Source organism: Roseibium album, from assembly GCF_001404515.1.
GTDB lineage: Bacteria > Pseudomonadota > Alphaproteobacteria > Rhizobiales > Stappiaceae > Roseibium > Roseibium album.
This window is the reverse complement of sequence record NZ_CXWE01000003.1, coordinates 376,791-402,613: the sequence shown is the minus strand read 5'-3', so window position 1 is coordinate 402,613 and position 25,823 is coordinate 376,791. Positions and strand designations below refer to the sequence as shown.

At 56.3% G+C, this 25,823-nt stretch carries 20 protein-coding genes; 10 read left to right on the top strand and 10 right to left on the bottom strand.

The window, feature by feature from the left end; genetic code table 11:
• Positions 1-542 precede the first annotated feature (542 nt).
• The 3 genes from pyc to LA5095_RS11320 all read left to right on the top strand — a co-directional run bounded on the left by pyc (position 543) and on the right by LA5095_RS11320 (position 6,485).
• Positions 543-3,983 (top strand): pyruvate carboxylase, encoded by a 3,441-nt coding sequence (gene pyc, locus LA5095_RS11330; protein WP_055114959.1) that lies wholly within the window; start codon positions 543-545, stop codon positions 3,981-3,983.
• Positions 3,984-4,175: 192 nt separating this feature from the next.
• On the top strand, positions 4,176-4,772 hold the full coding sequence (locus LA5095_RS11325) for a cytochrome P460 family protein (RefSeq protein WP_055114957.1): 597 nt from the start codon (positions 4,176-4,178) through the stop codon (positions 4,770-4,772).
• A 147-nt stretch (positions 4,773-4,919) separates the two neighbouring features.
• A complete protein-coding gene (locus LA5095_RS11320; protein WP_082442497.1) occupies positions 4,920-6,485 on the top strand; it encodes a DUF1254 domain-containing protein in 1,566 nt (521 codons plus the stop codon).
• A 31-nt stretch (positions 6,486-6,516) separates the two neighbouring features.
• Here LA5095_RS11320 and LA5095_RS11315 read toward each other — a convergent pair whose 3' ends face one another.
• Positions 6,517-7,272: a glutamine amidotransferase gene (locus LA5095_RS11315; protein WP_055114954.1), complete on the bottom strand. Its 756-nt coding sequence runs from the start codon at positions 7,270-7,272 to the stop codon at positions 6,517-6,519.
• Positions 7,273-7,378: 106 nt separating this feature from the next.
• Entirely contained in the window at positions 7,379-7,855 is a 477-nt protein-coding gene (locus tag LA5095_RS11310; protein WP_055114952.1) for a tellurite resistance TerB family protein, read from the bottom strand.
• Positions 7,856-8,164: 309 nt separating this feature from the next.
• Here LA5095_RS11310 and LA5095_RS11305 point away from each other — a divergent pair, with 309 nt between their 5' ends.
• From LA5095_RS11305 to LA5095_RS11280, 6 genes are all read left to right on the top strand, one after another.
• Positions 8,165-9,427, top strand: a complete 1,263-nt coding sequence (locus tag LA5095_RS11305; RefSeq protein ID WP_055114950.1) for an imelysin family protein — start codon at positions 8,165-8,167, stop codon at positions 9,425-9,427.
• Between the two features lie 86 nt (positions 9,428-9,513).
• Entirely contained in the window at positions 9,514-11,043 is a 1,530-nt protein-coding gene (locus tag LA5095_RS11300; RefSeq protein ID WP_055114948.1) for a di-heme oxidoreductase family protein, read from the top strand.
• A complete protein-coding gene (locus LA5095_RS11295) occupies positions 11,043-12,116 on the top strand; it encodes an imelysin family protein (protein WP_055114946.1) in 1,074 nt (357 codons plus the stop codon). Before LA5095_RS11300 ends, LA5095_RS11295 begins: the two co-directional genes overlap by 1 nt.
• On the top strand, positions 12,097-13,260 hold the full coding sequence (locus tag LA5095_RS11290) for a DUF1513 domain-containing protein (protein ID WP_055114944.1): 1,164 nt from the start codon (positions 12,097-12,099) through the stop codon (positions 13,258-13,260). The genes LA5095_RS11295 and LA5095_RS11290 overlap by 20 nt, the downstream gene beginning before the upstream one ends.
• Before the next feature lie 142 nt (positions 13,261-13,402).
• Complete coding sequence (locus tag LA5095_RS11285; protein WP_055114943.1) at positions 13,403-16,291, top strand: AsmA family protein; 2,889 nt, start codon at positions 13,403-13,405, stop codon at positions 16,289-16,291.
• Positions 16,292-16,497: 206 nt separating this feature from the next.
• Positions 16,498-18,522, top strand: a complete 2,025-nt coding sequence (locus LA5095_RS11280; RefSeq protein ID WP_055114941.1) for a S9 family peptidase — start codon at positions 16,498-16,500, stop codon at positions 18,520-18,522.
• Between the two features lie 49 nt (positions 18,523-18,571).
• Here LA5095_RS11280 and LA5095_RS11275 read toward each other — a convergent pair whose 3' ends face one another.
• From LA5095_RS11275 to LA5095_RS11265, 3 genes are all read right to left on the bottom strand, one after another.
• Positions 18,572-19,630, bottom strand: coding sequence for an adenylate/guanylate cyclase domain-containing protein (locus LA5095_RS11275; protein WP_055114939.1), 1,059 nt, complete (start codon positions 19,628-19,630; stop codon positions 18,572-18,574).
• Entirely contained in the window at positions 19,627-19,995 is a 369-nt protein-coding gene (locus LA5095_RS11270; protein WP_055114937.1) for a group I truncated hemoglobin, read from the bottom strand. The genes LA5095_RS11275 and LA5095_RS11270 overlap by 4 nt, the downstream gene beginning before the upstream one ends.
• 208 nt (positions 19,996-20,203) lie before the next feature.
• Positions 20,204-21,013: an alpha/beta fold hydrolase gene (locus tag LA5095_RS11265; protein WP_055114935.1), complete on the bottom strand. Its 810-nt coding sequence runs from the start codon at positions 21,011-21,013 to the stop codon at positions 20,204-20,206.
• Positions 21,014-21,142: 129 nt separating this feature from the next.
• On the opposite strand from LA5095_RS11265, the gene LA5095_RS11260 reads away from it, so the two are divergent.
• The gene (locus tag LA5095_RS11260) at positions 21,143-21,385 is read left to right on the top strand and encodes an ArsR/SmtB family transcription factor (protein WP_408008900.1); all 243 of its coding nucleotides are present in this window, start codon (positions 21,143-21,145) and stop codon (positions 21,383-21,385) included.
• A 78-nt stretch (positions 21,386-21,463) separates the two neighbouring features.
• Here the strand turns inward: LA5095_RS11260 and LA5095_RS11255 are convergent, their stop codons facing one another.
• The 5 genes from LA5095_RS11255 to phnL form a co-directional block, all read right to left on the bottom strand.
• Complete coding sequence (locus tag LA5095_RS11255) at positions 21,464-22,297, bottom strand: hypothetical protein (RefSeq protein WP_144435953.1); 834 nt, start codon at positions 22,295-22,297, stop codon at positions 21,464-21,466.
• Positions 22,298-22,532: 235 nt separating this feature from the next.
• Positions 22,533-23,117 carry a phosphonate metabolism protein/1,5-bisphosphokinase (PRPP-forming) PhnN gene (phnN, locus tag LA5095_RS11250; protein ID WP_208992642.1) on the bottom strand — a complete coding sequence of 195 codons (585 nt, stop codon included), beginning with the start codon at positions 23,115-23,117 and terminating at the stop codon, positions 22,533-22,535.
• Positions 23,110-24,255 (bottom strand): alpha-D-ribose 1-methylphosphonate 5-triphosphate diphosphatase, encoded by a 1,146-nt coding sequence (locus LA5095_RS11245; protein ID WP_055114927.1) that lies wholly within the window; start codon positions 24,253-24,255, stop codon positions 23,110-23,112. The genes phnN and LA5095_RS11245 overlap by 8 nt, the downstream gene beginning before the upstream one ends.
• Positions 24,252-25,001 (bottom strand): DUF1045 domain-containing protein, encoded by a 750-nt coding sequence (locus tag LA5095_RS11240; RefSeq protein ID WP_055114924.1) that lies wholly within the window; start codon positions 24,999-25,001, stop codon positions 24,252-24,254. The genes LA5095_RS11245 and LA5095_RS11240 overlap by 4 nt, the downstream gene beginning before the upstream one ends.
• A 111-nt stretch (positions 25,002-25,112) precedes the next feature.
• On the bottom strand, positions 25,113-25,817 hold the full coding sequence (gene phnL / locus LA5095_RS11235; protein WP_055114922.1) for a phosphonate C-P lyase system protein PhnL: 705 nt from the start codon (positions 25,815-25,817) through the stop codon (positions 25,113-25,115).
• Positions 25,818-25,823 lie beyond the last annotated feature (6 nt).

The following is a 25,823-nucleotide window of genomic DNA, read 5'->3' as shown; positions in this document are numbered from 1 at the left end:
AGACTTGAGTCGCTTCGCAATCAGCGCGCGGAAATTTCGGGAAACTGTGTCAAGGATTAATTTAATCTGAATCGGGTACGTGGCGCCGTCAATGTGCCGGTTAATAAACGGACACAGCAAGAACGAAACCCGGACGAATCGCTGACTCCCGAATGTTTCCTGTCTGTTCTTACAATATATGGTGTGTGATGACTTGCCGGACGCTAGTCGAAAAGCGACAAATCCTGTTTGCCGGAATGGTCGGCGTCAACCGCATCCCTCACCTGTTTCAAATCGGGTCACGGGATTCACTCTGTTTTTGAGATGAGAAATCTCTGAATCAGCTCCGAATTTTTGCACTGCAAATTTTTTATAAGTCTAGTTACACTCGTAACTTTCGGCAATTCGCACGCGTTTTCCATGAGTTACCCGTGCAGGCGCAAAAATATTTTCCAAGTTTAGAAAAGGACACCCTTTCTGCCCCTTTTCAAGTGCCTTCGACCAAAGTAGAAATCTTGCGCAAAATCGGCCTTGCTTTTGCGAAAAATTAGGGGAATGGGCTTTTGGCAATAACAAAAATTCTCGTTGCGAACCGGTCTGAAATCGCGATCCGGGTATTTCGTGCCGCCAATGAGTTGGGTCTGAAGACCGTCGCGATCTATGCCGAACAGGACAAACTGGCGCTTCATCGCTTCAAGGCGGACGAGGCGTATCAGGTCGGCAAGGGGCTTGGTCCGATCGAAGCCTATCTTTCCATCGACGAAATCATCCGTGTTGCCAGGCTTGCCGGTGCAGATGCCATTCATCCAGGTTACGGCCTGCTCTCGGAAAGTCCCGAATTCGTGGATGCCTGTGATGCTGCAGGCATCACTTTCATCGGCCCGAGGTCCGACACGATGCGGCGTCTCGGCAACAAGGTCGCTGCAAGAAACCTGGCGATCGAGGCCGGTGTCCCGGTGATGCCGGCGACCGACCCGCTTCCGGACGATATTGGTGATATCAAGCGACAAGCGCTCGAAATCGGATATCCGGTGATGCTGAAAGCGTCCTGGGGTGGCGGTGGCCGGGGAATGCGCGTCATCCCGGACGAGGCGACGCTCGAAAAAGAAGTTCTGGCGGCCAAACGCGAAGCAATGGCCGCCTTTGGCAAGGACGAAATCTATCTTGAAAAACTCGTGCAGCAGGCGCGTCACGTCGAAGTTCAGATCCTGGGCGATGGCGAGAACGTCGTGCATCTGTTTGAGCGGGACTGCTCCATCCAGCGTCGTCACCAAAAAGTCGTCGAGCGTGCACCGGCACCTTATCTGGAAGAAGCGAAACGCCAGGAGCTCTGCGAATACGGTCTGAAAATCGGCCGTGCGGTGAACTACCGGGGTGCGGGAACGGTCGAATTCCTGATGGATGCCGACACGGGTGCCGTTTACTTCATCGAGGTGAACCCGCGAGTTCAGGTGGAGCACACGGTCACAGAGGAAGTGACCGGCATCGATATCGTGCAGGCGCAGATCCATATAGCGGAAGGTGCCAGGATCGGCACACCGGAAAGCGGCGTTCCGGCGCAGGAGAACATTCGCCTCAACGGTCATGCACTTCAGTGCCGGATCACCACGGAAGACCCGGAACAGAACTTCATTCCGGACTATGGCCGGATCACCGCATATCGCGGCGCGACGGGCTTCGGCATTCGCCTGGACGGCGGTACCGCCTATTCGGGCGCGGTGATCACACGGTTTTATGACCCGCTTCTGGAAAAGGTCACGGCCTGGGCGCCGACGGCGGAAGACGCGCGCAAGCGCATGGACCGCGCCTTGCGGGAGTTCCGGATCCGCGGCGTGGCGACAAACCTTGTCTTCCTGGAGAACATCATTGATCACGATGATTTCCGGGCAAACAAATACACCACCCGTTTCATCGACGAGACTCCTTCGCTTTTCGAACAGACCAAGCGTCAGGACCGGGCAACCAAGTTGTTGACATACATCGCGGACGTTTCGGTCAACGGACATCCGGAGACCAAAAACCGGGCGCGTCCGCCCAAGGATGTGGCGCCCCCGACCATTCCGGATTTCGGCGACGACAAGCCGTCCGGCACACGGCAACTTCTCGATGAACTCGGTCCCAAGGGGTTCGCGGACTGGATGAAAGGCCAGAAACGGGCACTGATCACAGACACCACGATGCGTGATGGTCATCAGTCGCTGCTGGCAACACGCATGCGGACCCATGATATCGTCAATGTCGCCGATGCCTATGCCGTCGGCCTTCCGACGCTGTTTTCACTGGAATGCTGGGGAGGAGCGACCTTCGACGTCGCAATGCGGTTCCTGACCGAAAGTCCGTGGGAGCGGCTGCATCTCATCCGCGAGAAAGCACCGAACATTCTCCTTCAGATGCTGCTGCGCGGCTCCAACGGTGTCGGTTACACGAATTACCCTGACAACACCGTCAAGTTTTTCGTCAAGCAAGCCGCGGAAAATGGAATTGACCTGTTCCGTGTCTTTGATTGCCTCAACTGGGTTGAAAACATGCGCGTCTCGATGGACGCGGTTCAGGAAGCGAACAAGCTTTGTGAAGGCGTGCTTTGTTACACGGGCGACATGCTCGACAGTGCGCGACCGAAATACGACCTGAAATATTATGTCGGACTTGCCAAGGAACTGGAAGCGGCAGGTGCGCACATTCTCGGTATCAAGGACATGGCAGGCCTGCTCAAGCCGGAGGCGGCACGGGTCCTGATCAAGACCCTGAAGGACGAGACGGATCTGCCGATCCACTTCCACACCCATGATACTTCCGGAATTGCGGCTGCAACTATTCTCGCCGCGGTCGAAGCAGGGGCCGATGCCGTCGACGCCGCGATGGACGCGCTTTCCGGATTGACGTCACAGCCCTGTCTCGGATCGATCGTGGAGGCCTTGCGTGGAAGCGAGCGTGAAACGGGGCTCGATGCCAAGACGATCCGTCAGATATCCTTCTACTGGGAGGCCGTTCGGACGCAGTATCGCGCATTCGAAAGTGATCTGCGATTTGGCGCTTCGGAAGTGTACCTGCACGAAATGCCGGGCGGTCAATTCACCAACCTGAAAGAGCAGGCAAGATCGCTGGGGCTCGAAACCCGCTGGCATGAAGTCGCGCAGGCCTATGCAGACGTCAACATGATGTTTGGGGATATCGTCAAGGTGACACCGTCCTCAAAGGTGGTCGGCGACATGGCATTGATGATGGTCAGCCAGGGGCTTTCCGTCGAAGAAGTCGAGGATCCGGACAAGGATGTCGCCTTCCCGGACAGTGTCGTCAAGATGCTTCACGGCGATCTCGGCCAGTCGCCGGGTGGCTGGCCGGCCGCGTTGCAGGAAAAGGTGCTCAAGGGAAGTGCGCCCATCTCCGTTCGTCCGGGGTCGCTGCTGGAAGACGCCGATCTTGACGCGGAACGCAAGACTGCAGCGGCCGCGACGGGAGGTGATATCAACGACACGGATCTTGCGGCCTACCTGATGTACCCGAAGGTCTTTACCGATTTCGACAAGGCACAGCAGCAATACGGACCGACTTCGGTCCTGCCGACGCCGGTCTATTTTTACGGGCTGGAAGCAGGCCAAGAGGTTTTTGTCGATCTTGAGGCCGGCAAGACACTGGTCGTGCGGTGTCAGGCGATCGGGGAAACGGATGAAAAGGGCGAGAAGAAAGTATTCTTCGAGCTCAACGGGCAGCCACGTAATGTCAAGGTCCCGGACCGCGCTCACGGCGCAACCGGTGCCGCCGCGATGCGCAAGGCCGAAGACGGAAACGCCGCGCATGTCGGCGCGCCGATGCCGGGCGTCATCTCCACGGTTGCCATTGCGACCGGGCAGGACGTCAAGGCCGGTGATGTCCTCGTCTCCATCGAGGCCATGAAGATGGAAACAGCGCTTCATGCGGAGCGAGACGGTAAAGTCAAAGAAGTGCTGGTCACTCCTGGCGCACAAATTGACGCAAAAGACCTTCTCGTGGTCTTCGAAAGTTGATCGAGAAAAGGTGAGCAGATCGCACATTGGTGCGATTTGCTTTCTAGTTACTTGTTATCAATTGCTAAAACAGTGTCGATCACGCCAAATCACGACTCATCACCATTCATGTGAGTTGTAAACAGGCTCTCCAAAGCTTGAAGCTTCCGTGGCCACGTCTTTGATCAAAGGCGTTAGCTTAGGGAGAGAACAATGAGGAAGCTACCTGTTTGGCTGGGAGGTGCAATCGCATCCCTTGTTTTCACGACATCCGCCTATGCGGCTTGCGATGTAAACAAGCCGGGTTACGAGTTGACCGGCGATGAAGCCGAGGCGGTCTATGATTGTCTGAAGTCTGATCTGCAGGCCGGATACCAGAAGGGCTCGAAACGCTGGATACCGGAAGCGTTCGTGAAGGATTATCCGGGCTGGACCAAAGCAAGTGCATTTCCGGCAGCACCCGGCTTTCACGGTGGCAGGTTTCTGGTGACCTACGTGAATTCCATCGGTGCCGACGAGTATCTGAAGTACAAGCCGGAAAATGTTTCCATTCCGGCGGGAACCCAAATCGCCAAGGAATCCTTTGCGATCGATGACGACGGCAAGGTTACCAAGGGACCGCTGTTCCTCATGGAAAAGGTCGCGGCCGGAAAATCGCCCAAGACCGATGACTGGTACTACATGATGGTCGCGCCCAACGGATCGCCGCAAGCAGTCAACGTGTTCACAGCCTGCAGCGAGTGCCATCTTGAGAATTTCGGCGAGCAAGGCGGTCTTGGATATCCGGTAGAAGACGCCAGGATCAAATAGGCAGGGCCTGTTTCACGCAGTCGCAAGGGTGAGGCAAAGGATCTTGCCCTTGCAAGCTAACGTAGCGTTTTGATTGACTTCTGCGGGAAACTCTCCAGTCTCCGAGGTGAACACCTTTGTGTGTTCGCCTCGATCCGGGAGCCCGTCATGAAGAATTCCTTATTGTTTTTTACTGCGTTTGTTCTCCTTCAAGTCCAGTTTGGGCTGGCGTCTGAAAACAAAGTCGACCTTCCGAACTACAATACGCCGATCCCGGAAGACATCCTGACCCCGGATGAAGTGGAAACGCGCTTCGGTACCCTAAAATTCGTCGATGGACGACCGACACCCGAAACCAGTGCCCTGATGTTTGACACACTCGACTTCATGCGCGGTGTCGAGGTTTTTCTGAATTTCATACCCGCGACTTCCATAGAGGGTATCCGAAGAGGGATGGTCGAAGTCGGTGTCGATGCCGCAAACAAGTTTGCGGTGTTTGAGGATTTGATGGACTCAAATCCGTTGTTTCTGACCGGCAACACCGACACGGTCTATGGTTCGACCATTCTGGATCTGCAGCGCGACGGTCCGGTCGTCATCGAGATTCCGAAGGGTCAGGGGCCGACGACGGTCAATGATGCCTATTTCAGATTTGTTACCGACATGGGCGTGCCGGGCCCCGACAAGGGAGAGGGCGGGAAATACCTCATATTGCCGCCCGACTATGAGGGCGATCTTGCGCCGCCGGTCGGCGGATACAAGGCGGAGGTCGAGGGTGAAACCTACTTCGTTTCGAAATCGACCAGTTACATCAATTGGTTCATCGCCCGCGGGTTCCTTGTCGACGGCAAGACCGATGCGGCTGTCAAAGCCTATCGGACCGGCCTGAAGATCTACCCTCTTCGTGACAGATCCGCACCACCAGAGATGGAATTCATCAATGTTTCCAGGAAGGCGTTCAATACCATTCACGCCAATACGTTCGAGTTCTACAACGAACTGAATACGGTAATCCAGAAAGAGCCGATATCGACATTCGATCCCGAACTGCGTGGTCTTGCGGCCGCGATCGGGATCGAAAGGGGCAAAGCCTTCGATCCTGATGAGCGTATGAAGCAAATTCTGACGGAGGCGGTCGCCATAGGAAATGCCACCGCCCGATCGATCTGGCTGAAACCACGCGACAAGACTGCCTATCTGTATGAAAACAGTGGCTGGTATACCGCTTTCATAGGCAGTAACTGGCAGTGGCTGCGTGACGAGGGCAACGGTGGGCGGTATCTGGATGCCCGAACGATGTTCTTCTACATGGCAACCGTCAACACGCCGGCAATGGTTCTGAAGCTCCCGGGCAAAGGTTCGCAATACGCCCTGAATGTCACGGATAGCGTGGGGGAATTCCTGGATGGCTCCAAAACCTACTCGCTCACCATACCGGCCGACGTTCCTGCGAAAGACTTCTGGTCGGTCGTTATCTATGACCCTCAGACCCGCTCCGAGCTTCAGACCGGTCAGCCGTTCCCGAGCAAGAACAATCAACGTGATGATCTGGCCGTCAACGACGACGGATCAGTAACGCTTTACTTCGGTCCCGAAGCGCCGTCAGGGAAGCAGCAGAACTGGATCCAGACCATCGCGAACAAGGGATGGTTTGCCATCCTGCGTCTGTACGGACCGGAGGAACCCTGGTTCGAGAAAACCTGGCGGCCTGGAGAAATCGTTTCCGCAGACTAGATGCGCAGACCGGCAACCAGTTGGTGGCGGATCATTCCGCCGCTCTCATCTGGGCGTGCATAACCGGCGCTTGTGCTGTCCCGATCCAGAGATCCAGAAAATCGTCGAGCCATTTCCTGACGGCAGGATCGTGGATGAAGCGGCCGGCGAAGTGATCGCGGCGTTGCTGAGCTCCGGGCAGTTCCATGCGCGGCGCTGCCTTTGTGGTCCATTTGACCATCATCTGGTGAGTCAATTCCGGATGAAACTGGATGCCGTAAGCGGCCGGTCCGACACGAATGGCCTGATTGGGGTACGTCGGGCCAGAAGCCAGCAATTCAGCTCCACCCGGACAGTCAAAACCTTCCCGGTGCCACTGATAAACCTTTTTCGGCCAGTCCATCATTGTTTTGCCGGTGCTTGTCGGCGACAAGGGGTAATAGCCGATCTCGACAAGTTCGTCCCTGTGACCGGCGACCGTGCCACCCAGGTGCCTGACCATCATCTGGGCCCCGAGACAGATACCGAGAAAAGGTTTTTCCTCCTTCAGCGGTACCTTGATCCAGTCAATTTCCTTGTGAACGAAAGCATCGGGATCGTTGGCGCTCATCGGACCACCAAATATCACAGCACCGGCATGCCCGGCCATGGTGTCAGGCAGCGTGTCACCGAAACGGGGTTTTCGGATATCCAGTGTGAAGCCGCGTTTGACAAGTTCCATTCCGACACGGCCGGGTGAGGAGGCTTCCTGGTGGAGGACAATGAGGACCTTGGGACAGTTACCGGCTGGAGCGCGTTCAAATCTCATAAGACAAATATGAGGGAGCCCGCCAAAAAAATCGACCCCCGCTCCAACAACTGTTCAATGAAATTTCCCCGGCTATCGTTGGTCGCCCGGATTCGAGACCGGATTGCTACTCGCTGTCCGTTTCTTCAGGTGCAGTTTGCGCAACCTTGTGCCGGAGCGTCATGCGATCTCGCGTTGAAACTCCCAGAAGTTCGGCGACACGCCAGATTGTATTGTCTTCAAACTCGTGGACGTGGCCGTCCGCGTAAACGATCTCCCACATCATCTCGACGATCGCGAGGCGCTCTGTCTCGTCGGCCGTCCGTTTCAATACGGACGTGAAACCATAAAGGTCGACGGCCTCTTCGTCTCGCTGCTTGGCAGCGGCGATCAGTTCCGTCGTTTCCTTGTCGGACAGGTCGTAGTGACTTTGCAGAATCTCGCGAAGTTTCGTGCTTTCGCTTTCCTCGATGATGCCGTCGATATCGATCAGGTGAAACAACAGGGCAGCCGCAGCCAAACGCTTGTCGTCTTCTGCGAACTTCTTCTTGCCGTCGTCACCAAATGTGATTTCCCGGACAAAGCTTTTCAGCGCATTCAGCATGTCTTGGTTTTCCTGTTTCCGGCATCCCTGCTTGCCTTCCTTAAATAGCTATACCATTCCCACTTTGGCATCAAAGAGTTGTTGATACCTTTAAGCGTGTCAGGTGGGGATTTAATCCGGTATTTTCGAGTCAACTTTTTGGAATCTTTCTAAACTATTGATTTTTCTTGATTTTAAACTTGACACTATGCTTCAGGAAATGGTTTGACCGACAGGCTGTCGACGCCCGCTGGCGTTGTTTAAATTTTTGTAATTGCAAAAACGGGGTGGCGTTCGCGGTCCCGATTGCATTGAAAAGGGGGTGGACCCATGAAATCACTCAAGTTTGGCCTGCTGACGGCTACGGCCCTGTTTGTCACGCCTGCAATGGCAGCGGCGCCGTCTGATGTCCTGTCGAATTACGGCGATATTGCCCAGGCGAGCTATGCCGATTCCCTTGCAACGGCAAAGACGCTGAAGGCTGCTATCGACAAGTTCCTCGATGAGCCGACCGAGGCAAACCTGGAAGACGCACGCTCTGCGTGGATCGAAGCGCGCAATCCCTACCAGCAGACCGAAGCCTACCGTTTCGGCAACGCGATCGTCGATGATTGGGAAGGCAAGGTAAATGCGTGGCCGCTCGACGAAGGCCTGATCGACTATGTTGACGCGTCCTATGGTGAAGATTCAGAAGAAAACCCGTTCTATGCGGCCAACCTGATTGCCAATCCGTCCCTCAAGGCCGGTGGCGAAACAATCGATGCGAGCAATATTACCGCGTCTTTGCTGGCTGACCAGCTTCAGGAAGCCGGTGAAGTCGAGGCCAACGTGGTCACCGGTTATCACGCTGTCGAATTCATGCTGTGGGGTCAGGATCTGAACGGCACCGACGCCGGGGCCGGTTCCCGTCCCGCGACGGACTTCGATCCGGCCAACTGCACCGGCGGGAATTGTGAGCGGCGGGTCCAATACCTGCGAGCAGTCACCGACCTTCTGATTTCCGATCTTGAAGAAATGGCAGCCGCCTGGGCGCCTGGCGGAGCGGCACGTGAAGAGCTGGCAGCCAAGGGAGAAAACGGCGGTCTTGCGACGATCCTGACCGGTATGGGGTCGCTTTCCTACGGTGAACTTGCCGGGGAACGCATCAAACTCGGCCTTCTGCTGCATGATCCGGAGGAAGAGCATGACTGCTTCGCCGACAACACCCACATGTCGCACCTCAATGATGTCATCGGTATCCGAAACGTCTACTTCGGTTCGTATTCAAGCCCGCTTGGCAACGATGTTTCAGGTGCTTCGCTCGCTGACATTCTCGCGGCGAAGGATCCGGCACTTGCCGACGAGATGAAGGCAAAGCTCGACGCGACGCTGGCTGCGTTCGAGGTCATGAAGGCGCGGGCCGAAGGTGGTGAAGCCTATGACCAGATGATTGGTGAAGGCAACGACGAGGGCAACGCCGTTGTGCAGGCCGCCGTCGACGCTCTGGTCGATCAGACGGCGTCCATCGAACGCGTCGTAAAAGTGCTCGGTCTGGACGAAGTCGCGTTTGAAGGTTCCGACAGCCTTGACAACCCGGGCGCGGTTTTCGAATAAGCAAATCTCGTCAGGCGGCTCTCGGGCCGCCTGACGCTTTTCTATCTGCGAATTGGGGCTCGCAGGTCACAATCAGGATGCGATTTATGAGGCTGGCCCTTCGGTCGAACGCCGCCAAGAGCGCTGTTTTGTGTGTTTTTCTTGCAGTCAATCCTGTCGCTGCAGGGGATCCGTTTTCCCACCGCGACGACCTGTCGGAGAAAGACAGGGCCAGGATCGCGAACATACTCTCGGCGCCTGCCGATTTTGAAGCGCCCGAACCGTTCGAGCCGATGCAGGGCGGAGCCGGCACCTCTACCCGCCGCCCAAATCGGGATGCATTTTCGCACTCGAATGCCAACCTGACGTTCGAAGAGCAGCACGATTTCAAGGTCGGAAACGGGCTTTTCAAGAAACTCTGGACTTCTTCGCCCTCGTCGACACGCGCCTCAGACGGTCTTGGACCGCTCTACAATGCGCGCTCCTGTCAGGGTTGCCATCTGAAGGACGGCCGGGGCCGTCCGCCACGTCCGGGGGATGAAGCGGTTTCGCTGTTCCTGCGTCTTTCAATTCCGCCTCAGACGGAAGAACAGCAACTGGCCCTGTCGGCGCGGAAAATCCTGCGTGTTCCGGAACCGGTCTATGGCGGTCAGTTCCAGGCCTTTGCTGTGCAGGGCCTTCCCGGCGAAGGACGGTTCGATATCGGAACGCAAGACATCGAAGTTCACATGAATGGCGGTGAGACAGCCATTCTTCAAAAACCCGTCTACCAGATCCGCGATCTCGGATTTGGTGACATGCATCCCGACACCATGATTTCCCCCCGTGTTGCGCCGCCGATGATCGGGCTTGGCCTTCTTCAAGCCATCCACCCTGGCGACTTGGAGAGGCTTGCGGATCCGGAGGATCTCGATGGGGATGGCGTTTCAGGCAGGATCAGCCGCGTGCGTGATCCGGAAACCGATGAGTTCACCATTGGCCGGTTCGGCTGGAAGGCATCGAACCCCTCTATCCGGACCCAGACGGCGGGTGCATTTTCCGGCGATATCGGCATCAGCACGCCGGACCGGCCCGACAACTACGGCGATTGCACGGAATTGCAAACCGAATGCAGAGCCTTGCCGCATGGCGAGCAGGTGACGCTCGGCGTTTCCGAGGCCCCTGATCCTGTCATGGATCTTGTGACTTTCTATTCGGAAAACCTCGCAGTGCCGATGCGGCGCGATGTTGACGATCCGGTCGTCCTGAAGGGCAAGCAGGTCTTTTACGAAACGGGTTGCGCCAAATGCCATCAGCCAAAATATGTAACAGGAAGAAATGCCGCAAACCCGGCGCACAGGTTCCAGCTGATCTGGCCATATACGGACCTTCTTCTGCATGATATGGGCGAGGGTCTTGCTGACAATCGCCCTGTGGGTGATGCAAACGGACGGGAATGGCGGACGCCGCCGCTCTGGGGCATCGGCCTGACCGAGACGGTAAACAACCATACAAGGTTCCTGCACGACGGACGGGCACGCAATCTTCTGGAAGCCGTTCTGTGGCATGGCGGCGAAGCACAGGCGGCACGTGATACTGTTGTTGCAATGCCGCCGGAAAATCGACAGGCGCTGATCCGTTTCTTGGAGTCTCTTTGATGAAAAACCTGGTCCTGGGAATTGCTGCGATCCTTCTTGCGGTTCCATCGCAAGCAGCTGATTTCAACGCACCGCTTGAAAATATCATTTCGGGCTATTTTCGCCCGGCGGCAGCCGATTTTTCTGAAAGCGCCGGAAAACTGCCCAATGCCGTTTCAGCCATCTGCATCGAGGCAACCGAGGCAAACGTCCTTGGATTTCAAACCGCCTTTTCGGAAACCATACGTGATTTTTCACGCATTCAGTTTCTGAGGTTCGGTCCCCTCCTTGAAGACGACAGGCTAAGCCGCCTGTCTTTCCGGCCTGACCCGCGCGGCAGGGCGCAAAAGCAGATCAGAAAACTCTATGCGGCGGCGGACAACAGCGTTTTGTCGCCTGTGCGCCTTGGCAAGAAAAGCGTCGCGGTTCAGAGCCTGACTGCACTGGAGCTGATTGCCTTCAACAAGGACACGGAAGTCGTCCTCGGAAATGACAGTGACAACAAGGACTACACGTGCGGGTACGCTCTCGCCATTGCGCAGAACGTTTCCAAGATTGCGCATGACACCTCGGCCGATTGGATCGACCCGGACGGTTACAGCAAAATTCTTCTGTCTGCCGGGCCGGACAATGACCGTTATCGTACTTCGAAGGAAGCCATCGAGGACGTTTTCAATTCGCTGGCAACCGGTATCACGATTACCAAGGATCAGGATATTTTGCCGGCGATGGGAAAGTCGAAGGACAAAACAAAACCGAACCGGTTTCCCTTTTCACGCTCGGGCAATGCGGTTGTCTACCTCACGGGCGAGCTTGCCGGTATCGACGATGCGCTGTCCAGCATGGATCTGAAACCAATGATGTCATCCGACGATCAGTGGACACTGGATACGCTCGGTTTTGAATTCAAGAATGCCAGGAACTTCCTGGATGCACTCAATCCGCCCTTGCGCAGGACATTCAGCGAGAACGATGGTTACAATCAGGTTGCTGCCCTGTTGATCACGCTTTCCTCGATCCAGGAGCTGATGACCCAGGGTGTCGCCGGTGGCCTGGGACTTGCCGGAGGGTTCAATGCCCTTGACGGCGACTGAACGACACACGTTTTCGCGCCGCGGGTTCTTGACGGCGCTGGGCGGTATCGCAACGTTGCCTGCCTTTTCGCGGTCGCCACTGGCAGAAAGCCTGCTGGAGCGGAAAGACGGCGAAGATGCTGTACTTTTTGCCAGCGCCTACCGGAATTCCAATGGTGACTTCGGCATAGGACTGCTGGACGACTACGGACAGATCCTTGCCAGAATAACGCTCCCCGGACGTGGTCATGGTATTGCCGTTTCTCCGGACGGGCAGCGTTTTGTTGCCTTTGCACGGCGTCCCGGGACGTTCGCTCTGTTTGTGCAACCTTTTCAGAACTCCGACCCTTCCGTGATTGTCTCCGAACCCGGCAGGCATTTTTATGGCCATGGCTGTTTTTCGGCCGATGGCCGTCTGCTTTATGCGGTGGAGAACGATTTTGGAGCCGTTCGCGGGGTCGTGGGCGTCTACGACGTGAGTGGCCACCTGCCGAAACGGATCGGTGAAATCAGTTCTTTTGGTCTTGGACCGCACGATATCGCGCTATCGTCCGACGGACGGACACTCGTGATTGCAAATGGCGGCATTGAAACGCACCCGGACATGGGTCGAGAGAAGCTCAATCTTGCCACCATGGCGCCCTCGATCGCCTTTGTTGATGTACAAACAGGCGATCTGGCAAGACAACATGAACTGGACAGGTCCCTGCATCAATTATCCTTGCGGCACATGGCCCTGGACGGAAAGGGGCGGGCCTGGGTCGGTGGCCAATATGAGGGGCCGGCATCTGATGCGCCGCCGCTCGTTGCCGTCTTCGCACCTGACGAAGCGCCCTATACGACAGAAATACCAGCGTCATTCACAGGCAATCTGAACAATTACATCGGGTCCGTAACCGCCAGCATTTCCGGCGATGTCATTGCCACATCCGCACCGCGTGGCGGCCAGACCCTATTCTGGGACGCAGGAACAGGCGGTTTCCTTGGCGCGCAGGCGATCCCCGATGGCTGCGGTGTCGCGCCCATCGATCAGGGTAGTTTTCTGATTTCTGACGGAAATGGCGGTTTGTCTTTGGTCAACGAACCAGACCTGCCAGCCGAGATCCTGGCGCGGCCTCCTGGCTTTTCGTGGGACAATCACATGGTTGCCTTTTCCCAGGCGTGACGATTTCCGAGGAAGCTCTGCGCTCGACGGTTGCGAATTCGTATTGTTTCCTGCTTTTGTCAAATTCACAGTGCAGTGTGGGTGTGGACGAAGGTGCGTTTGGTCTACATTAGGGCCGATTCGCGAAAGGAGACGCTCAAATATGCGACGGCTTTTGATCGGGTTGGGCAGTCTGGTGATCTTGCTGGTGACGATCGTTCTGGTCGTTCCGCTGTTCCTGCCCAAGGACGAAATCAAACGTCAGGTGGTTGAACAGGTGGACAAGCGACTTGGCTGGCGCGTCCGGCTTGACGGTCCCGTGTCGCTTTCCCTGTTTCCCGGGTTTGCTCTCGACGCACAGGATATCGGTGTCGCGGGAGAAGCCGGTGCCGACGGTATTGAATTTGCAAAGGCGGAACGAGTGGAGTTCGGTCTCGCCTGGGGTGGGTTGATAACGGGCAACATCCAGGTCACCGGCATTACTCTGGACAAGCCGGACATCTATCTTGAAGTGGGTCAAAACGGATCGACCAGCTGGGAACCGCGCCGGAATCTCGGTCTTGGCGAAGACCTTGCCGCCCAATCCGGACAAGCCGCTCAGGCTGATCAGACCTCGGCAACGCAAGCGCCCCAATCGAAGCCTGCGACCGCATCCGGAAACTACCTGAAAAGCATTGGTGTCGACAGTCTTACGATCAACGGTGGCATGCTCACCTACAAGGATCCGTCAACAAGCGAGCCGGTTCGGATCAGCAATCTGGATCTTGCACTCACTGCTCCGGATCTCGGCGGTGAGGTCGATCTGACTTCCAGTTTCGTGCTTCAGGACATACCGTTCAATGTCGCCGGTGGGCTGGATAATCCGCTGGGGCTGACATCCGGCGATCAGGTGCCGGTCAACCTGACGATTTCGACCGGTGAAAATTCCATCACAATGTCAGGTGAAACAGGGCTCAAGCCAACGCGCGCCGAACTGACCCTGAATGCCGCGGGACCATCATTGAAGTCGTTGGCAGCGCTCGCCGGTCAGAGCCTGGAGGCAGACCCGGGGGCCTATTCATTCGACGCCAGGATTTCAGGCTCGGAAGCGTCGATTTCCGTTGCCGATCTGCATCTTGTGCTCGGCCAGCTTTCGCTCGGTGGTGCGGCAGACGCGGATCTCGCAGGTCTCGTGCCGGAAGTGTCCGGCCGCATGGTCCTGAAGGATGGATCGATCAAGGACCTTCTTCTTCTGGCAGGCCAGGACTTGCCGGCAAGAGGAAAGCTGAGCGCCGATATGGCATTCGATACCGTCGGATTGACAGGCGCGGAACTGATTGCCGGTCTCGACATGAACGGGTCGATTTCGATTTCAGAGGGCGAAATTGGTGGCCTCGGCCTGTCCTCCACCGTTGGTGACCCGGAGGCGGACCGTCTGACCGACCTTGCGCTGGACGTGGATCTTCAGGGCCTTGAAAAACCGATCTCCCTTTCGGGCGCGCTTTCATGGCGGGGTGAAGCATTCAGCCTGACAGGCGAGGCCGATACCGCAAAGTTGCTTGGCGGAAACTCAGCACCTGTATCCGTTTCCCTGAAAGGCAACAGGGTTAGTGCGGGCTTTGCCGGACAGGTCGCAATGAGCGGCAATGTCGATGGCGCGGTCAATGTGGATACGGCTGATCTGCGTGGTTTGATGGGCTGGCTTGGTCAGCCGCTTGGTTCGGGGGGCGGGCTGAAAACCTTCAAGGCCTCCGGGATTTTCGGTATGCAGCCCGGTGCGGTTTCGTTCGAAGAAACCCGCTTTACACTTGATGAGACAAGCGGTGAAGCCAACGGGAGGATCGAACTTGGTGCCAAGCCGAAGGTGACGGCACGACTGGCGCTGCGCGAGCTGGTGCTGGATCCGTATCTTAGTGACGGCTCCAGCACAGGAACCGGTGGCGGCTCTGGCGGGTCCGGGTCTTCAGGCAATGCAAGTGGCGGAAACGAAAGCAAAAAGCCGGCATCCGGATGGAACACGGATCCGATCGACTTCAAGGGTCTTCGGGCCGTCGATGCGGATTTCAAGGTCACGACGCGCGAGATTCGCTGGAACAAGATCAAGATCGACGAGAGTGCGCTTTCCACGACCATTCAAAACGGGGTTCTGACTGCGAACCTGGAAAAGCTGGCTCTATACGAAGGCGCGGGCAAGGGAACTGTCACGTTGAACGGAGCTTCGGAAACACCTGAAGTCGCCGCGCAGTTTTCGCTGAGCGGGCTCAATGCCTATCCCTTGCTGCGCGACGCGGCTGAATTTGAGTGGATTGAAGGCAGCACCTCGATCAATCTCAATGTGACGTCAAGCGGCGGATCGCAGCAAGCGCTGGTCCAGGGTTTGAACGGTTCGGCCGACTATGAATTCGTGGACGGAGCAATCAGGGGTATCAATATTCCGAAAATGGTGCGGGGTCTTTCTGTCGAAACATTGCTCGGCTGGCAGGAAAATCCCTCGGCGAAGACCGACTTCAGTACCCTCGGGGCTTCGTTTCAAATTGCCAACGGGATCGCCAAGACCGAAGATCTTGCCATGGTCGGGCCGTTGTTGCGTATGAACGGCAAGGGAACGACGGACTTGCCGCAGCAAAGCCTCAACTGGCGCGTGGAGCCAAATATCGTTCCGACCCTGGAAGGGCAACCGCCGATGCCGCGCCGGAAGGGCGAGGACAAGAAAATGGCGGGTCTCGGCGTTCCAATTGTCATCGAAGGGTCCTGGAATGACCCCCGGATCTATCCCGATATTGCCGGTATTCTGCAAAACCCGGAGGCGGCCTACAAGCAGCTTCAGGAAACGGGTGGCGAGCTGATCTCGATACTCCAGGGAAACAAGGACGCTCCGCGGGAGCTGGTTGATACGGCAAACGAGGTTATTCAACGCGCGACCGGTGGGCGGACCCAGATCGATGTCCAGAAGGTTATCGACGGCGATGTCGATGACGAAGAAGTGCTGAAAGCCGTTGAAGAGGGCTTCGGCCTTCCTCCCGGATTGCTTGGAAGCGTTCTGGGCAAGAAAAAGAAAGAAGACAGTAACTGACACCGCGCGTCCTGCCGTGTCGGGCCAGGTGACCTGCCAGACAGGACGAGCGGTGCCATCGTCGTGCGAGACCGGTCGGCAAGTCATGTTTCCGCGCTGCCTGAGCACTTGGGCCGCAAATCCCGACCTTGTGAAAATCAACAATAGCATTTGCGGTATAGTGTTGGACAAAGACACCACCTTTCGTTGTTGATTGGAGTATCGTCATGTCCATGCGGGGCACCGTTTCGCAGAAATTCATCCTCTTGTGTGTCACGCTTTGTCTTGCGTTGCCGGCGCGAGAATCCTTCGCACAAGGCTCCTGGAGCCCCGAAACCAGTCTCAATGTAAAACGTCTTTCAGACCTCTCGTTTTCTCCCGACGATTCAAAGCTGCTTTACGGTGTGAACAGCGTCGATCTGGTCAAGGACGAATATCCGGTCGAATTCTTCGTGTCCGACACCGATGGTGGCAACGTGCGAACGTTGCTGGAGCGGTCTGCTGAAAAATCCGCGCCGCAGTGGTCACCGGACGGGCGCTTCGTTGCCTATCTGTCTACCGAAACGGGGATAAACAATATTTGGGTCGTCGAGGCCGCTGGGGGTGACGGCCAGCAGATTACCCGCGTTTCGCGGGATATTTCGAGTTTCAAATGGGCGCCGGACGGCAATTCAATTGCATTTGTCATGGCAGATCCGGATTTGGTTCCGCCGGATGTGAAAGATTCAGATGTCTTCGTCAAAAATCACCTTTGGCTGCAAAAACTGAAGGGTGTCAAACCGGACGGAAACGTGATCAACCTGACGCGGGATGCAGAATTCTCGGTTAGCGAATGGGGCGGCAACTGGTCGTATGACTGGGCTCCCGACAGCCGCCGGATCGTGTTTGCGCATCAGGAACGACCCGGCCTCGACTACTGGACGAGGGCGCAGCTCTCAATTGCCGATGTCGGAACCAGGGAATTCAGTCGTATCGATGCAGGAAATGAGCACTGGAAATATTTTCCAAAATTCTCGCCGGACGGCAAATGGATTGCATTCATAAACGCACCGGGCCCCTTCAAATGGTCTTTCCTTTGGGATATCAAACTTCTCCCGGTCGATGGCGGCGATATCATCAATCTCCCCAACAGCAAGAACCGGCTTCCGTTTCCGTGGGAGTGGGCGGCCGATTCCAAGAGCCTCTACTACATAGAGAATGACCGTGTCAGCTATTCCTTCTACGAGATGCCGATCGACGGATCCTCGTACTTGAAAGTGTTCGGATCTCCACGAGATCTGGATGTGCCGGGCCTCAATACCTATCTGACGTCGTCCTTTGTCGACGTTAGTTCAGACGGACAGACACTCACCTTCATCGGACAGACACACGCAAAACCCCCCGAGGCGTATGTCACCGATGTCGCCCAGTTCGATCCTTCAAGGGTCACGCAGGTGAACAGCGAGTTCGATGGGATCGGGGCACTCAGGACCGAGCTGATCGAGTGGACGTCGCTCGACACAACGCCTGTCGAGGGTCTTTTGAGCTATCCGGAGGACTACCGGGAAGGCGAGACATATCCATTGGTCGTGCAGATACACGGCGGTCCGAATGGCGTTGACTTCAACGAATACCTGCCGCTGATGAGATTCTTTGCGACGGCGGCCTATCTGGAAAACGGGTATTTCGTTCTGCGCATCAATTATCGCGGTACACTCGGATATGGCCGGAATTTCCGGGAAGACCTGATCGGCAATTTCGGTGGCCCGGACTTTCACGACGTCATGACGGGCGTAAACCACGTCATCGCCCAGGGATTGGCGGATCCCGAGAAGCTGTTCGTGATCGGCCAGAGCAATGGTGGTACGCTGACCAGCTGGATCATCACCCAGACCGACCGGTTCAGGTCTGCATGCCCGGTTGCCGGAGAAACGGACTATATCAGTCTGGAGGGCACCAACGGCTATTTTCAGACAAGCTGGTACCTGGGGGGCAGTTTCATCGACAATCTGCAGATGTTTCTGGATCGCTCACCGATCTTCCATGTGAAGAATGTGCAGACCCCTGTGCTCATTCAAGGCGGACTACTGGACGACAATGTTCCCTTTACGCAACTGGAGGAGTTTTATCGTGCGTTGAAGCGAGAGGGTGCGGATGCACATCTGGTCGGGTATCCGAAGTCGACCCACGACTACTACCCGCCAAAACTGTACCTGCGCCTGTTGCGCTCCTGTCTCGACTGGACCGAAAAACATCGCGAGGCCGCGGAATAGTGCCTCAAGATCAGGGCGTGGGCTTTACCTTCTGTCCGGCAGGGTCGCCTCAAAACCTGCCGGCTTTGCGGGCCAGTTCGATACCCGGGCTGATCCGCATCAGGCGCATTTCGCCGAAACTGCGTATTTCCTGTTTCCCGAGATCGTCAAGATGAAATTCCTCAACGAGGAATTCCTTCATCGAATCGGGGGCAACGACGCACATGGGATTGGCAAATGCCTGCAGGCGCGCGGCAAGGTTCACGGCTGATCCGAAAACGTCATATACGTATTTCTGGATGCCGACGACCGAGCCCACGGCTGACCCGGTGCCAAGGCCTATGCGTGCTTCCCACTTGTACTGGTGGCTCTGATTGCGACGCTCGAGATAGCGGATGAAGCGCACCGCACAATTTGCAACCGCCCGCATGTGGTCAGGAGAAGGTTCGGGCATCCCGGCGACCGCAAGATAGGCATCGCCGATGGTCTTGATCCTTTCGCAACCGAATTGTTCGGCAATCCGGTCGAACGCCGTGAAAATGTCGTTCAACTCGCCGAGTGTGACCGTGGGGTCATGATTGGTCGAAAAACGAGTGAAATCGACAAAATCCAGCATGACAACGGAGACGCTTTCGTAAAGCTGGGGCGTCACGACACCGAATGTCTTGAACTCCTCATAGACAGTGCGGGGCATGAGGTTCAGTAACAGGCGTTCCACGCGTTCCTTTTCCCGTTCCAGTTCGCGGGTGTTACGCTCGACCATGGACGAGTAACTGTCGATCATCGACTCCAGTTCACGGATCCGGGTGATGTTCTGACATTCGACGACGAACAGGTCGTTTGTCTCTTCGTCCGCTCCGGATATCGAAAGGGCGATCACCAGCGTGCGGCGTTTCAGCTTTACAGAGATCTCACCGGAATAGCGGCCGGTCTGGTCCAGCGCTGCGCGTACACCATCCATGTCGATATCATGAAGAACGTCCTGCAACGGAGACCCGGGATCGGGTTTTCCGAACCAGTCCGCGAAGGGGGCGTTGCTGAAAACGAACTGGAAGTCATCTCCCCGGACAACGGCGATACCAACGCCGATGGCGCGCAGAAGCTGTTGATTGATGGCCGTGATACTCATGAGCGGCCCGTCGAAAGAATACAGGTCCGGCGGGCTTCGATTTCCGAAATGACCGTGTCGATGTCCTGGGGCGTAAAGTCATGTTCCGCGAGCGTTTCGCTCAGGAGCCTGCTCACCTCATCGAAATCTTCGTGTGTCAGGTCAAGCGAGGCATGTGCTCTCCTGAGCCGCTCATCGGAATAGGAAACCGGACCACCGAGAAGAGATGAAATGAACTTGGTCTGATGATCAATCAATTTCGGCATGTCGATGTCGTCGAAGTAGTCGCCGACCTGATCGGAATCGAGAATCTTGTCATAAAAAGCCATTACAACGCGGCTTACGGATTTGAAGCCACCGTATTTGTCAAAAAGGGCCTTGGACATACCTGGGATACTCGATTAACAGCTGATTTCAATGCAGTAGAAACAGAGTAGGCGACTGCGGACTTAAAGAAAAGTTTTTTGGAAATTTCCCAATTAATTTTTTGATCCTGTGAATTTATTCAGAGCTTGGTTATATTTGTTTCACTTTGAAGAAAGTGACATTACGTCACTGTCTTCAGGTCAGCAGCGATCGATTTTGACGACCTTGTCAAACACGCCCTGCCAACGATCCCAGCAAGGCTGCCGGCGCATCTTCATGCACCAGATGGGCAGCGTCCTCGATCGGTGTGAAGCTCTTGGCCTGCAGAAGGTCCTGAAGCTCGCGGCCTTGTGCCGGCGGAATGAAAGTGTCTCGCATTCCCCAGGTGAGGTGAACATCAAAATCGGTAGGACCGTAGCGTTTTTGCGCCTCTTTTATGTTGGTGATATCAGCCTGCGCGATCTGGCGGTAGAACGCCGCCTTGCCAGCCTCTCCAGACCAGGGATCGAAATATATCCTGGTCGCCTCTTCCCGGAGCGGATAATGAGCTGCAGCCTGGATATAGGCCCGAAAAAGAGCTTCATGGGCATAGTCGGGCAAGCCTGCAAATGCGGGCTCGTGATTTGCAACATGGGCATAAAACGGCGACCCGGACGGCAGGACGGCAACCGCGTTCACGAGATGAAGCTTGCCGTAGTCAATGCCGTTGACGAAGTGTCCCCGCAAAGCGGCGAGGCCACCAAAATCATGGCCGATGACCTGCGGTCTTTTCAGTTCCCAGTGTCCGATCAACGCTTCCAGCAGGTCGCTTTGAACATATTCGGTGACATTCTGAGCTGCATTATTTTCCGACAGACCGGTCCCGAGCATGTCGAAAAAATAGACCTTGTGGGTCTTTGCCAACCAGGGTGCGATTGCCCTCCAGGACTGGGCAGACCAGGGAAAACCATGCACAAGCACGATCGGGTCGCCCTCACCCAGCGAACCCCATGCTATGGACTGACCTTCAAAGGAAAATCGTTCGTTGAGATGCAGCATCGGTCTTTTCCTTCGCATTGACAATTAGCAAAATTGCTATATAACTATGTTATGTCGAATCGAGAAGACCAAGTCAAGGCACTTGCAAATGAGACCCGGATAGAAGTCCTGCGACTGCTGGACAGGCCCATGGAACACTTTGCACACCAGGAATCAGCGGATCCTGTAGAAACGGGGGTCTGTGTCCAGATGCTCGCGGAGCATTTCGGGATAAGCCAGCCGACGATGAGCCGGCACATCGAACTGCTGAAACGCGCCGGGTTCATCCGGGCGCAGCGCAAGCAAAAATGGACTTATTGTTCCAGGGACGAAACCGCGCTTGCAGACTATGCCAATTGGTTGAAATCGAGTCTGAATATCAGGACCGCATGAGAGCCCACGGCGAATGCCGGCCAGTGGGCCTCATGTGTATGGTCACCGACTGCGCGATGCGCTTGCCAGTTTGCGCGATCAGTACCAGAAACCTTCACGACGCCAGATCGTGAAGTGGCCCCGCACGGGAGGAGCGGGCGTTCCGCCGTCGATCGTGAATTCCCGTCCCCCGTTGATGCCTCTGCCGCCGGTCTGCCGCAGGATTACCCACTGGTTGCATTGAGGCCCACCGCTGGAACTCTGGCACATGTCTATCCGCGCCTTCTTGTCGTCGATCTGCTGCCAGACCCAGTCGACAAGGGCGACGTGACCGTTCCAGACCATGAAGTCCAGCGGTTTGACTTCGCTGACTTCGTCGATGTTGATCTTGCAGACCCGTTCGGGATACTTCCGTGGCGAAACGCCATAATACTTGTCCCATTCCCCGACCCAGATCAGGAAATTGGCGACAAAGCCGATGCAGTCCATGCCAAAGAAACGGTCCTGCACCATCTCCTGCAGCGCGCCGCGATCCGACATCTTGTCGAAGTAGATTTTCTTGATCTTGCCCCTTTGCTCGACATCCTTGGAGCCATCCTTGTTGGCACGTCCGCAAACATCGACCTTGTACTTGTCGAGCAGGTCCTTGTGTTTCAGCATGAAATTCCAGATCTTGACGAAGGTCTGATCATTGCCCTGTCCCTTCAGCGCGAGGTCGATCGCACTTCCACCGACATGCCGGTTCAGGTTTTCACCGAATTCGTTCTTGATCCAGCGGAAGTTCTTGTAAAAACTGTGCGCGCTGTCGTTGCCCCCGTTTCCGCGGTCCTTGCAAAGATACTGGTTGAGCTTGACAGGTCCTGCGCTGGTCGGAAGACCGGGATTGGTAAGGCGGTTCACGTATTCAAACGGCAAATTAAAAGCTTCGGCCAAAATCACTCTCCATCAAAAAGGCGTTCTGATCGGACTGCTTGGGTCTGCTGCATCTGTTCACAACTGTGGAATTAGCCGGCTGTGAAACAACACATTTTTCAGAGGCTTCAATCGGCCTCTTGTAATATTTTCTCAATCAATGAACGGATCGTACCACAATCGCTGTCGAAGCGTTACAGGGTACCTTGCAGAATATTTCAGATCCGAAGGATTGCGTCAGACAATGTGCGACGGGTCAGTCCTGAAGCGACAAGGCCACCATCATCCTCGATACGCTGTTCTCCACCGGTCCGGTGTTTTCGATGCGAACAAGGTTCGGTACGTTTTCAGGCTCGAGATCTGCTCTTTGCAAGCGTCTTTCGATGTCCTGTCTGCTTTCCCGGCCGCGCGCGGCCAGGCGCTCGGCGAGAACGGGGACAGGCGCCGTGATCAGGAGAACGATCGCGGTTTCGTATTTGTCCGCCGCTCTTTGCAGAATGCGGCGCGACCCGTTGGCGATCACCGTATCGCCTGCGCTGATGTGAGCGTCGTAGACCTTGGGGATGACATAGCCAAGTCCATGGGCTTCCCAGGAAAGGGCTGTTTCTTCATGGCTCACGAGCCGGTCGAATTGCGGACGTGTCAGCGTCTCGTGATCTTCCGCGCCGGTATCTGCTTCGCGAGTGATGGCGCGCCGGGCAAAGTGAATATTCGCATGACCCTCGAGTTTTTCCCTGAGCGCGGACATCAGCGTGTCCTTGCCGGCACCACTCGGACCGACCACAAGAACCATTCTACCGGGGCCGAGTTTCGGCTTGTTTGCTGTATCTGCTTCAGGCAACCCGCCGTCCCTCGCGCCAGACACCGCGCACGATCGGAACATTGCCGACCAGTTTCACCTGGATAAGATCGGCGCGCAGTCCGCATTCCAATGCGCCCCGATCCGAAAGTCCGATGGATCTTGCGGGCGTTTCGGTCACCATCTTGACGGCCTGGGGCAAGGAAATTTTCTCGACTTCATTGGCAAGATGGAAAGCTGCCTGAATGAGGGACGCCGGAATATAGTCCGAGGAAAGCACATCCAGGTGACCTGCCTCCGCCAGTTCCCTTGCAGAAACGTTTCCGGAGTGGGACCCGCCGCGCACGACATTGGGAGCACCCATCAGAACAGCCATGCCCGCGTCGTGAGAGGCCTTTGCTGCTTCCCTCGTGGTCGGAAATTCCGCAATTCTGGTGTTCAGTTCGATCGCTTCGTCAACATGTTCCCTGGTGGCATCGTCGTGGCTTGCAATGGAAATGCCGCGAGCCCGCGCTATGGCAGAAAGGCGTTTGCGATTTTCCGGCGCAAGCGCGCAGGCACTTTCCTGCCGGTGCCTGATGAAATCTTCCATCTCGGTGTCGGAAAAGCCCTTTTTGCCCTGGAAATAAACCTTGTAGGCGTCCAGGGAAACGAACTGCCGCTGACCCGGCGTATGGTCCATCAGCGAAATCAGCCGGATACTGTCATCGTCCTCGAACACACTGAAGGCGTTCATGACATCGGATGCGGAGACCTCACAGCGCAGATGAATGAAGTGATCCGCCCGCAGTCTGCCCTCTTTCTTGCCGGTCTCAATTGCGTCGGCGAGGATGCGCATGTCGCGATAGCGCAGATTTGCGTCCTGATCCATGCCGACACGCAGAGCATCAAAGACTGTGGTGATGCCGGAACAGGCGATCTGCGCGTCATGTGCCTGAACGGCAGCTACGGGGTTCCAGCGGACCATGGGCCGTGGTGCGTAATGTGTCTCAAGGTGATCGGTGTGCAGCTCGACGAGGCCCGGCAGGAGATAGTCCCCTTCGCAATCATGCCCGTTTGCGCTGGTGGGCGCGTCGATGGCATTGATCAGACCCGAGCCGGAAACCGAAAGAGAGCCATCTTTCACTTCATCGGCCAGAATGAGCCTGGCGTTCTTGAAGATTTTCAGATCCGTACTCATGCGTTCTCCTTGCGGGTCAAAGGGGCGGCAAGGGACTCGGCCGTTTGCGCTGATGTGCTTCCGGTCAGCTCGAACACCGTGTGAACCTCGAATGGAGCGTTTCTCTCGGGCTCGACATAGAGAGCGAATGAGCTGCAAGTGCGTGACTGCCCCGTTACCGCTGCAAAGTAATTCCTGGCCGCCGCTGCCAGGGCAGTGGCTTCGGCATCATTTTCCAGCTTGCTGGACAAGGTCATGTGGAAGCGGAATTCATCGAAGATGTATGGATAGCCCCAACCGGTCAGATAGGAATCCTGTTTTGGTGTCAGGCCACTTTTGCGGCGGCGCTCCAGATCAGCCCCGGAAAGCGGCGCTCGAAACCTCTCGAACCGATGCACGCACAAGGCTGCGAAGGCTGCGAGGTCCGGCTCGGCATTATCCGGTGTCAGGGCGAGAAACCTGCCGAGCCTGTTTACACTGAGAGCCTGGATCTCGAACGGTGCAAGGTCACCTGAAAAATCCCGGCAGGCCTCCAGAAGGGCAGACTCGCTCCGTTCGGGATCTAGATGGAACGGTGCCTTCAACGTCCCGTGAAACCCGTAGCGACGCGGGCTGCTGGTCAGGTGCAGGAAACGTTCTCTGTCGATGCCGTCAAGCGCCGGCTGGCAGAGATCCGACCCGGAGAACGGGTCCCTTCCCAACCAGGTATTGCCGAGCTGCATCAAACGATCGTCTGCGTCGGCGGCAAAATAGATGGCGTAGCGCATATCAGAATCACGGTCGTTTTCGTGGTGGCCGGGAAGCCCGGCCTATAGGAGGGGGATGACCTTTCTGTGACAGTTTTCCCCCACCTGCAACTGTTTCCTTGGCCAAGAACGTCAGGCGGCCACTTCTGCGGCAAACCCGGTGACGTCGATGATGCGGTCGGCAATTTCCTCACGGACGTCCTGATCGTGAAGAATGCCGACCATCGCAACACCCTGTTCCTTTTTCTCCTGCACCAGGCGGACGACGACCGCCCGGTTGGCCGCGTCAAGCGAGGCAGTCGGTTCATCGAGCAGCAGAATCGGATAGTGGGCTATGAACCCGCGGGCGATGTTGACCCGCTGCTGCTCGCCGCCGGAGAATGTCGCAGGAGGAAGGGTCCAGAGGCGCTCGGGAACGTTCAGCCGCGTCAGCAGCGAGCGCGCCTTTTCAACTGCTTCTTCTTCACTTGTGCCTTGTGCGACCAGCGGCTCTGCGACGACGTCTTCTGCGGACACGCGCGGGATTGTCCGCAGAAACTGGCTGACATAGCCGATAGTATCCTCACGCAATTTCAGAATACGGCGGGGTTCGGCACCTGCGACGTTGATGATTTCGTCGCCGATGGTGACCAGGATCTGGCCCTGATCACAACGGTAGTTGCCGTAGATCATTTTCAGGATGGAGCTCTTGCCAGCACCCGACGGGCCACCAAGCACGGCGCATTCTCCTGCATTGACCGAAAATTCGACCTTGTCGACGACGGGAATGACCGAGCCGCCCTGCAAGTGCATTGTGAAGGATTTGCCGACATTGTTGAGATAAAGACGGACGGGCATTTCAGA

Coding starts and splice junctions, on each gene's coding strand:
- LA5095_RS11325 (WP_055114957.1), top strand. CDS start 4,176: ATGAGGAAGCTACCTGTTTGGCTGGGAGGTGCAATCGCATCCCTTGTT.
- LA5095_RS11320 (WP_082442497.1), top strand. CDS start 4,920: ATGAAGAATTCCTTATTGTTTTTTACTGCGTTTGTTCTCCTTCAAGTC.
- LA5095_RS11315 (WP_055114954.1), bottom strand. CDS start 7,272: ATGAGATTTGAACGCGCTCCAGCCGGTAACTGTCCCAAGGTCCTCATT.
- LA5095_RS11310 (WP_055114952.1), bottom strand. CDS start 7,855: ATGCTGAATGCGCTGAAAAGCTTTGTCCGGGAAATCACATTTGGTGAC.
- LA5095_RS11305 (WP_055114950.1), top strand. CDS start 8,165: ATGAAATCACTCAAGTTTGGCCTGCTGACGGCTACGGCCCTGTTTGTC.
- LA5095_RS11300 (WP_055114948.1), top strand. CDS start 9,514: ATGAGGCTGGCCCTTCGGTCGAACGCCGCCAAGAGCGCTGTTTTGTGT.
- LA5095_RS11295 (WP_055114946.1), top strand. CDS start 11,043: ATGAAAAACCTGGTCCTGGGAATTGCTGCGATCCTTCTTGCGGTTCCA.
- LA5095_RS11290 (WP_055114944.1), top strand. CDS start 12,097: ATGCCCTTGACGGCGACTGAACGACACACGTTTTCGCGCCGCGGGTTC.
- LA5095_RS11285 (WP_055114943.1), top strand. CDS start 13,403: ATGCGACGGCTTTTGATCGGGTTGGGCAGTCTGGTGATCTTGCTGGTG.
- LA5095_RS11280 (WP_055114941.1), top strand. CDS start 16,498: ATGTCCATGCGGGGCACCGTTTCGCAGAAATTCATCCTCTTGTGTGTC.
- LA5095_RS11275 (WP_055114939.1), bottom strand. CDS start 19,630: ATGAGTATCACGGCCATCAATCAACAGCTTCTGCGCGCCATCGGCGTT.
- LA5095_RS11270 (WP_055114937.1), bottom strand. CDS start 19,995: ATGTCCAAGGCCCTTTTTGACAAATACGGTGGCTTCAAATCCGTAAGC.
- LA5095_RS11265 (WP_055114935.1), bottom strand. CDS start 21,013: ATGCTGCATCTCAACGAACGATTTTCCTTTGAAGGTCAGTCCATAGCA.
- LA5095_RS11260 (WP_408008900.1), top strand. CDS start 21,143: ATGGAACACTTTGCACACCAGGAATCAGCGGATCCTGTAGAAACGGGG.
- LA5095_RS11245 (WP_055114927.1), bottom strand. CDS start 24,255: ATGAGTACGGATCTGAAAATCTTCAAGAACGCCAGGCTCATTCTGGCC.
- LA5095_RS11240 (WP_055114924.1), bottom strand. CDS start 25,001: ATGCGCTACGCCATCTATTTTGCCGCCGACGCAGACGATCGTTTGATG.
- phnL (WP_055114922.1), bottom strand. CDS start 25,817: ATGCCCGTCCGTCTTTATCTCAACAATGTCGGCAAATCCTTCACAATG.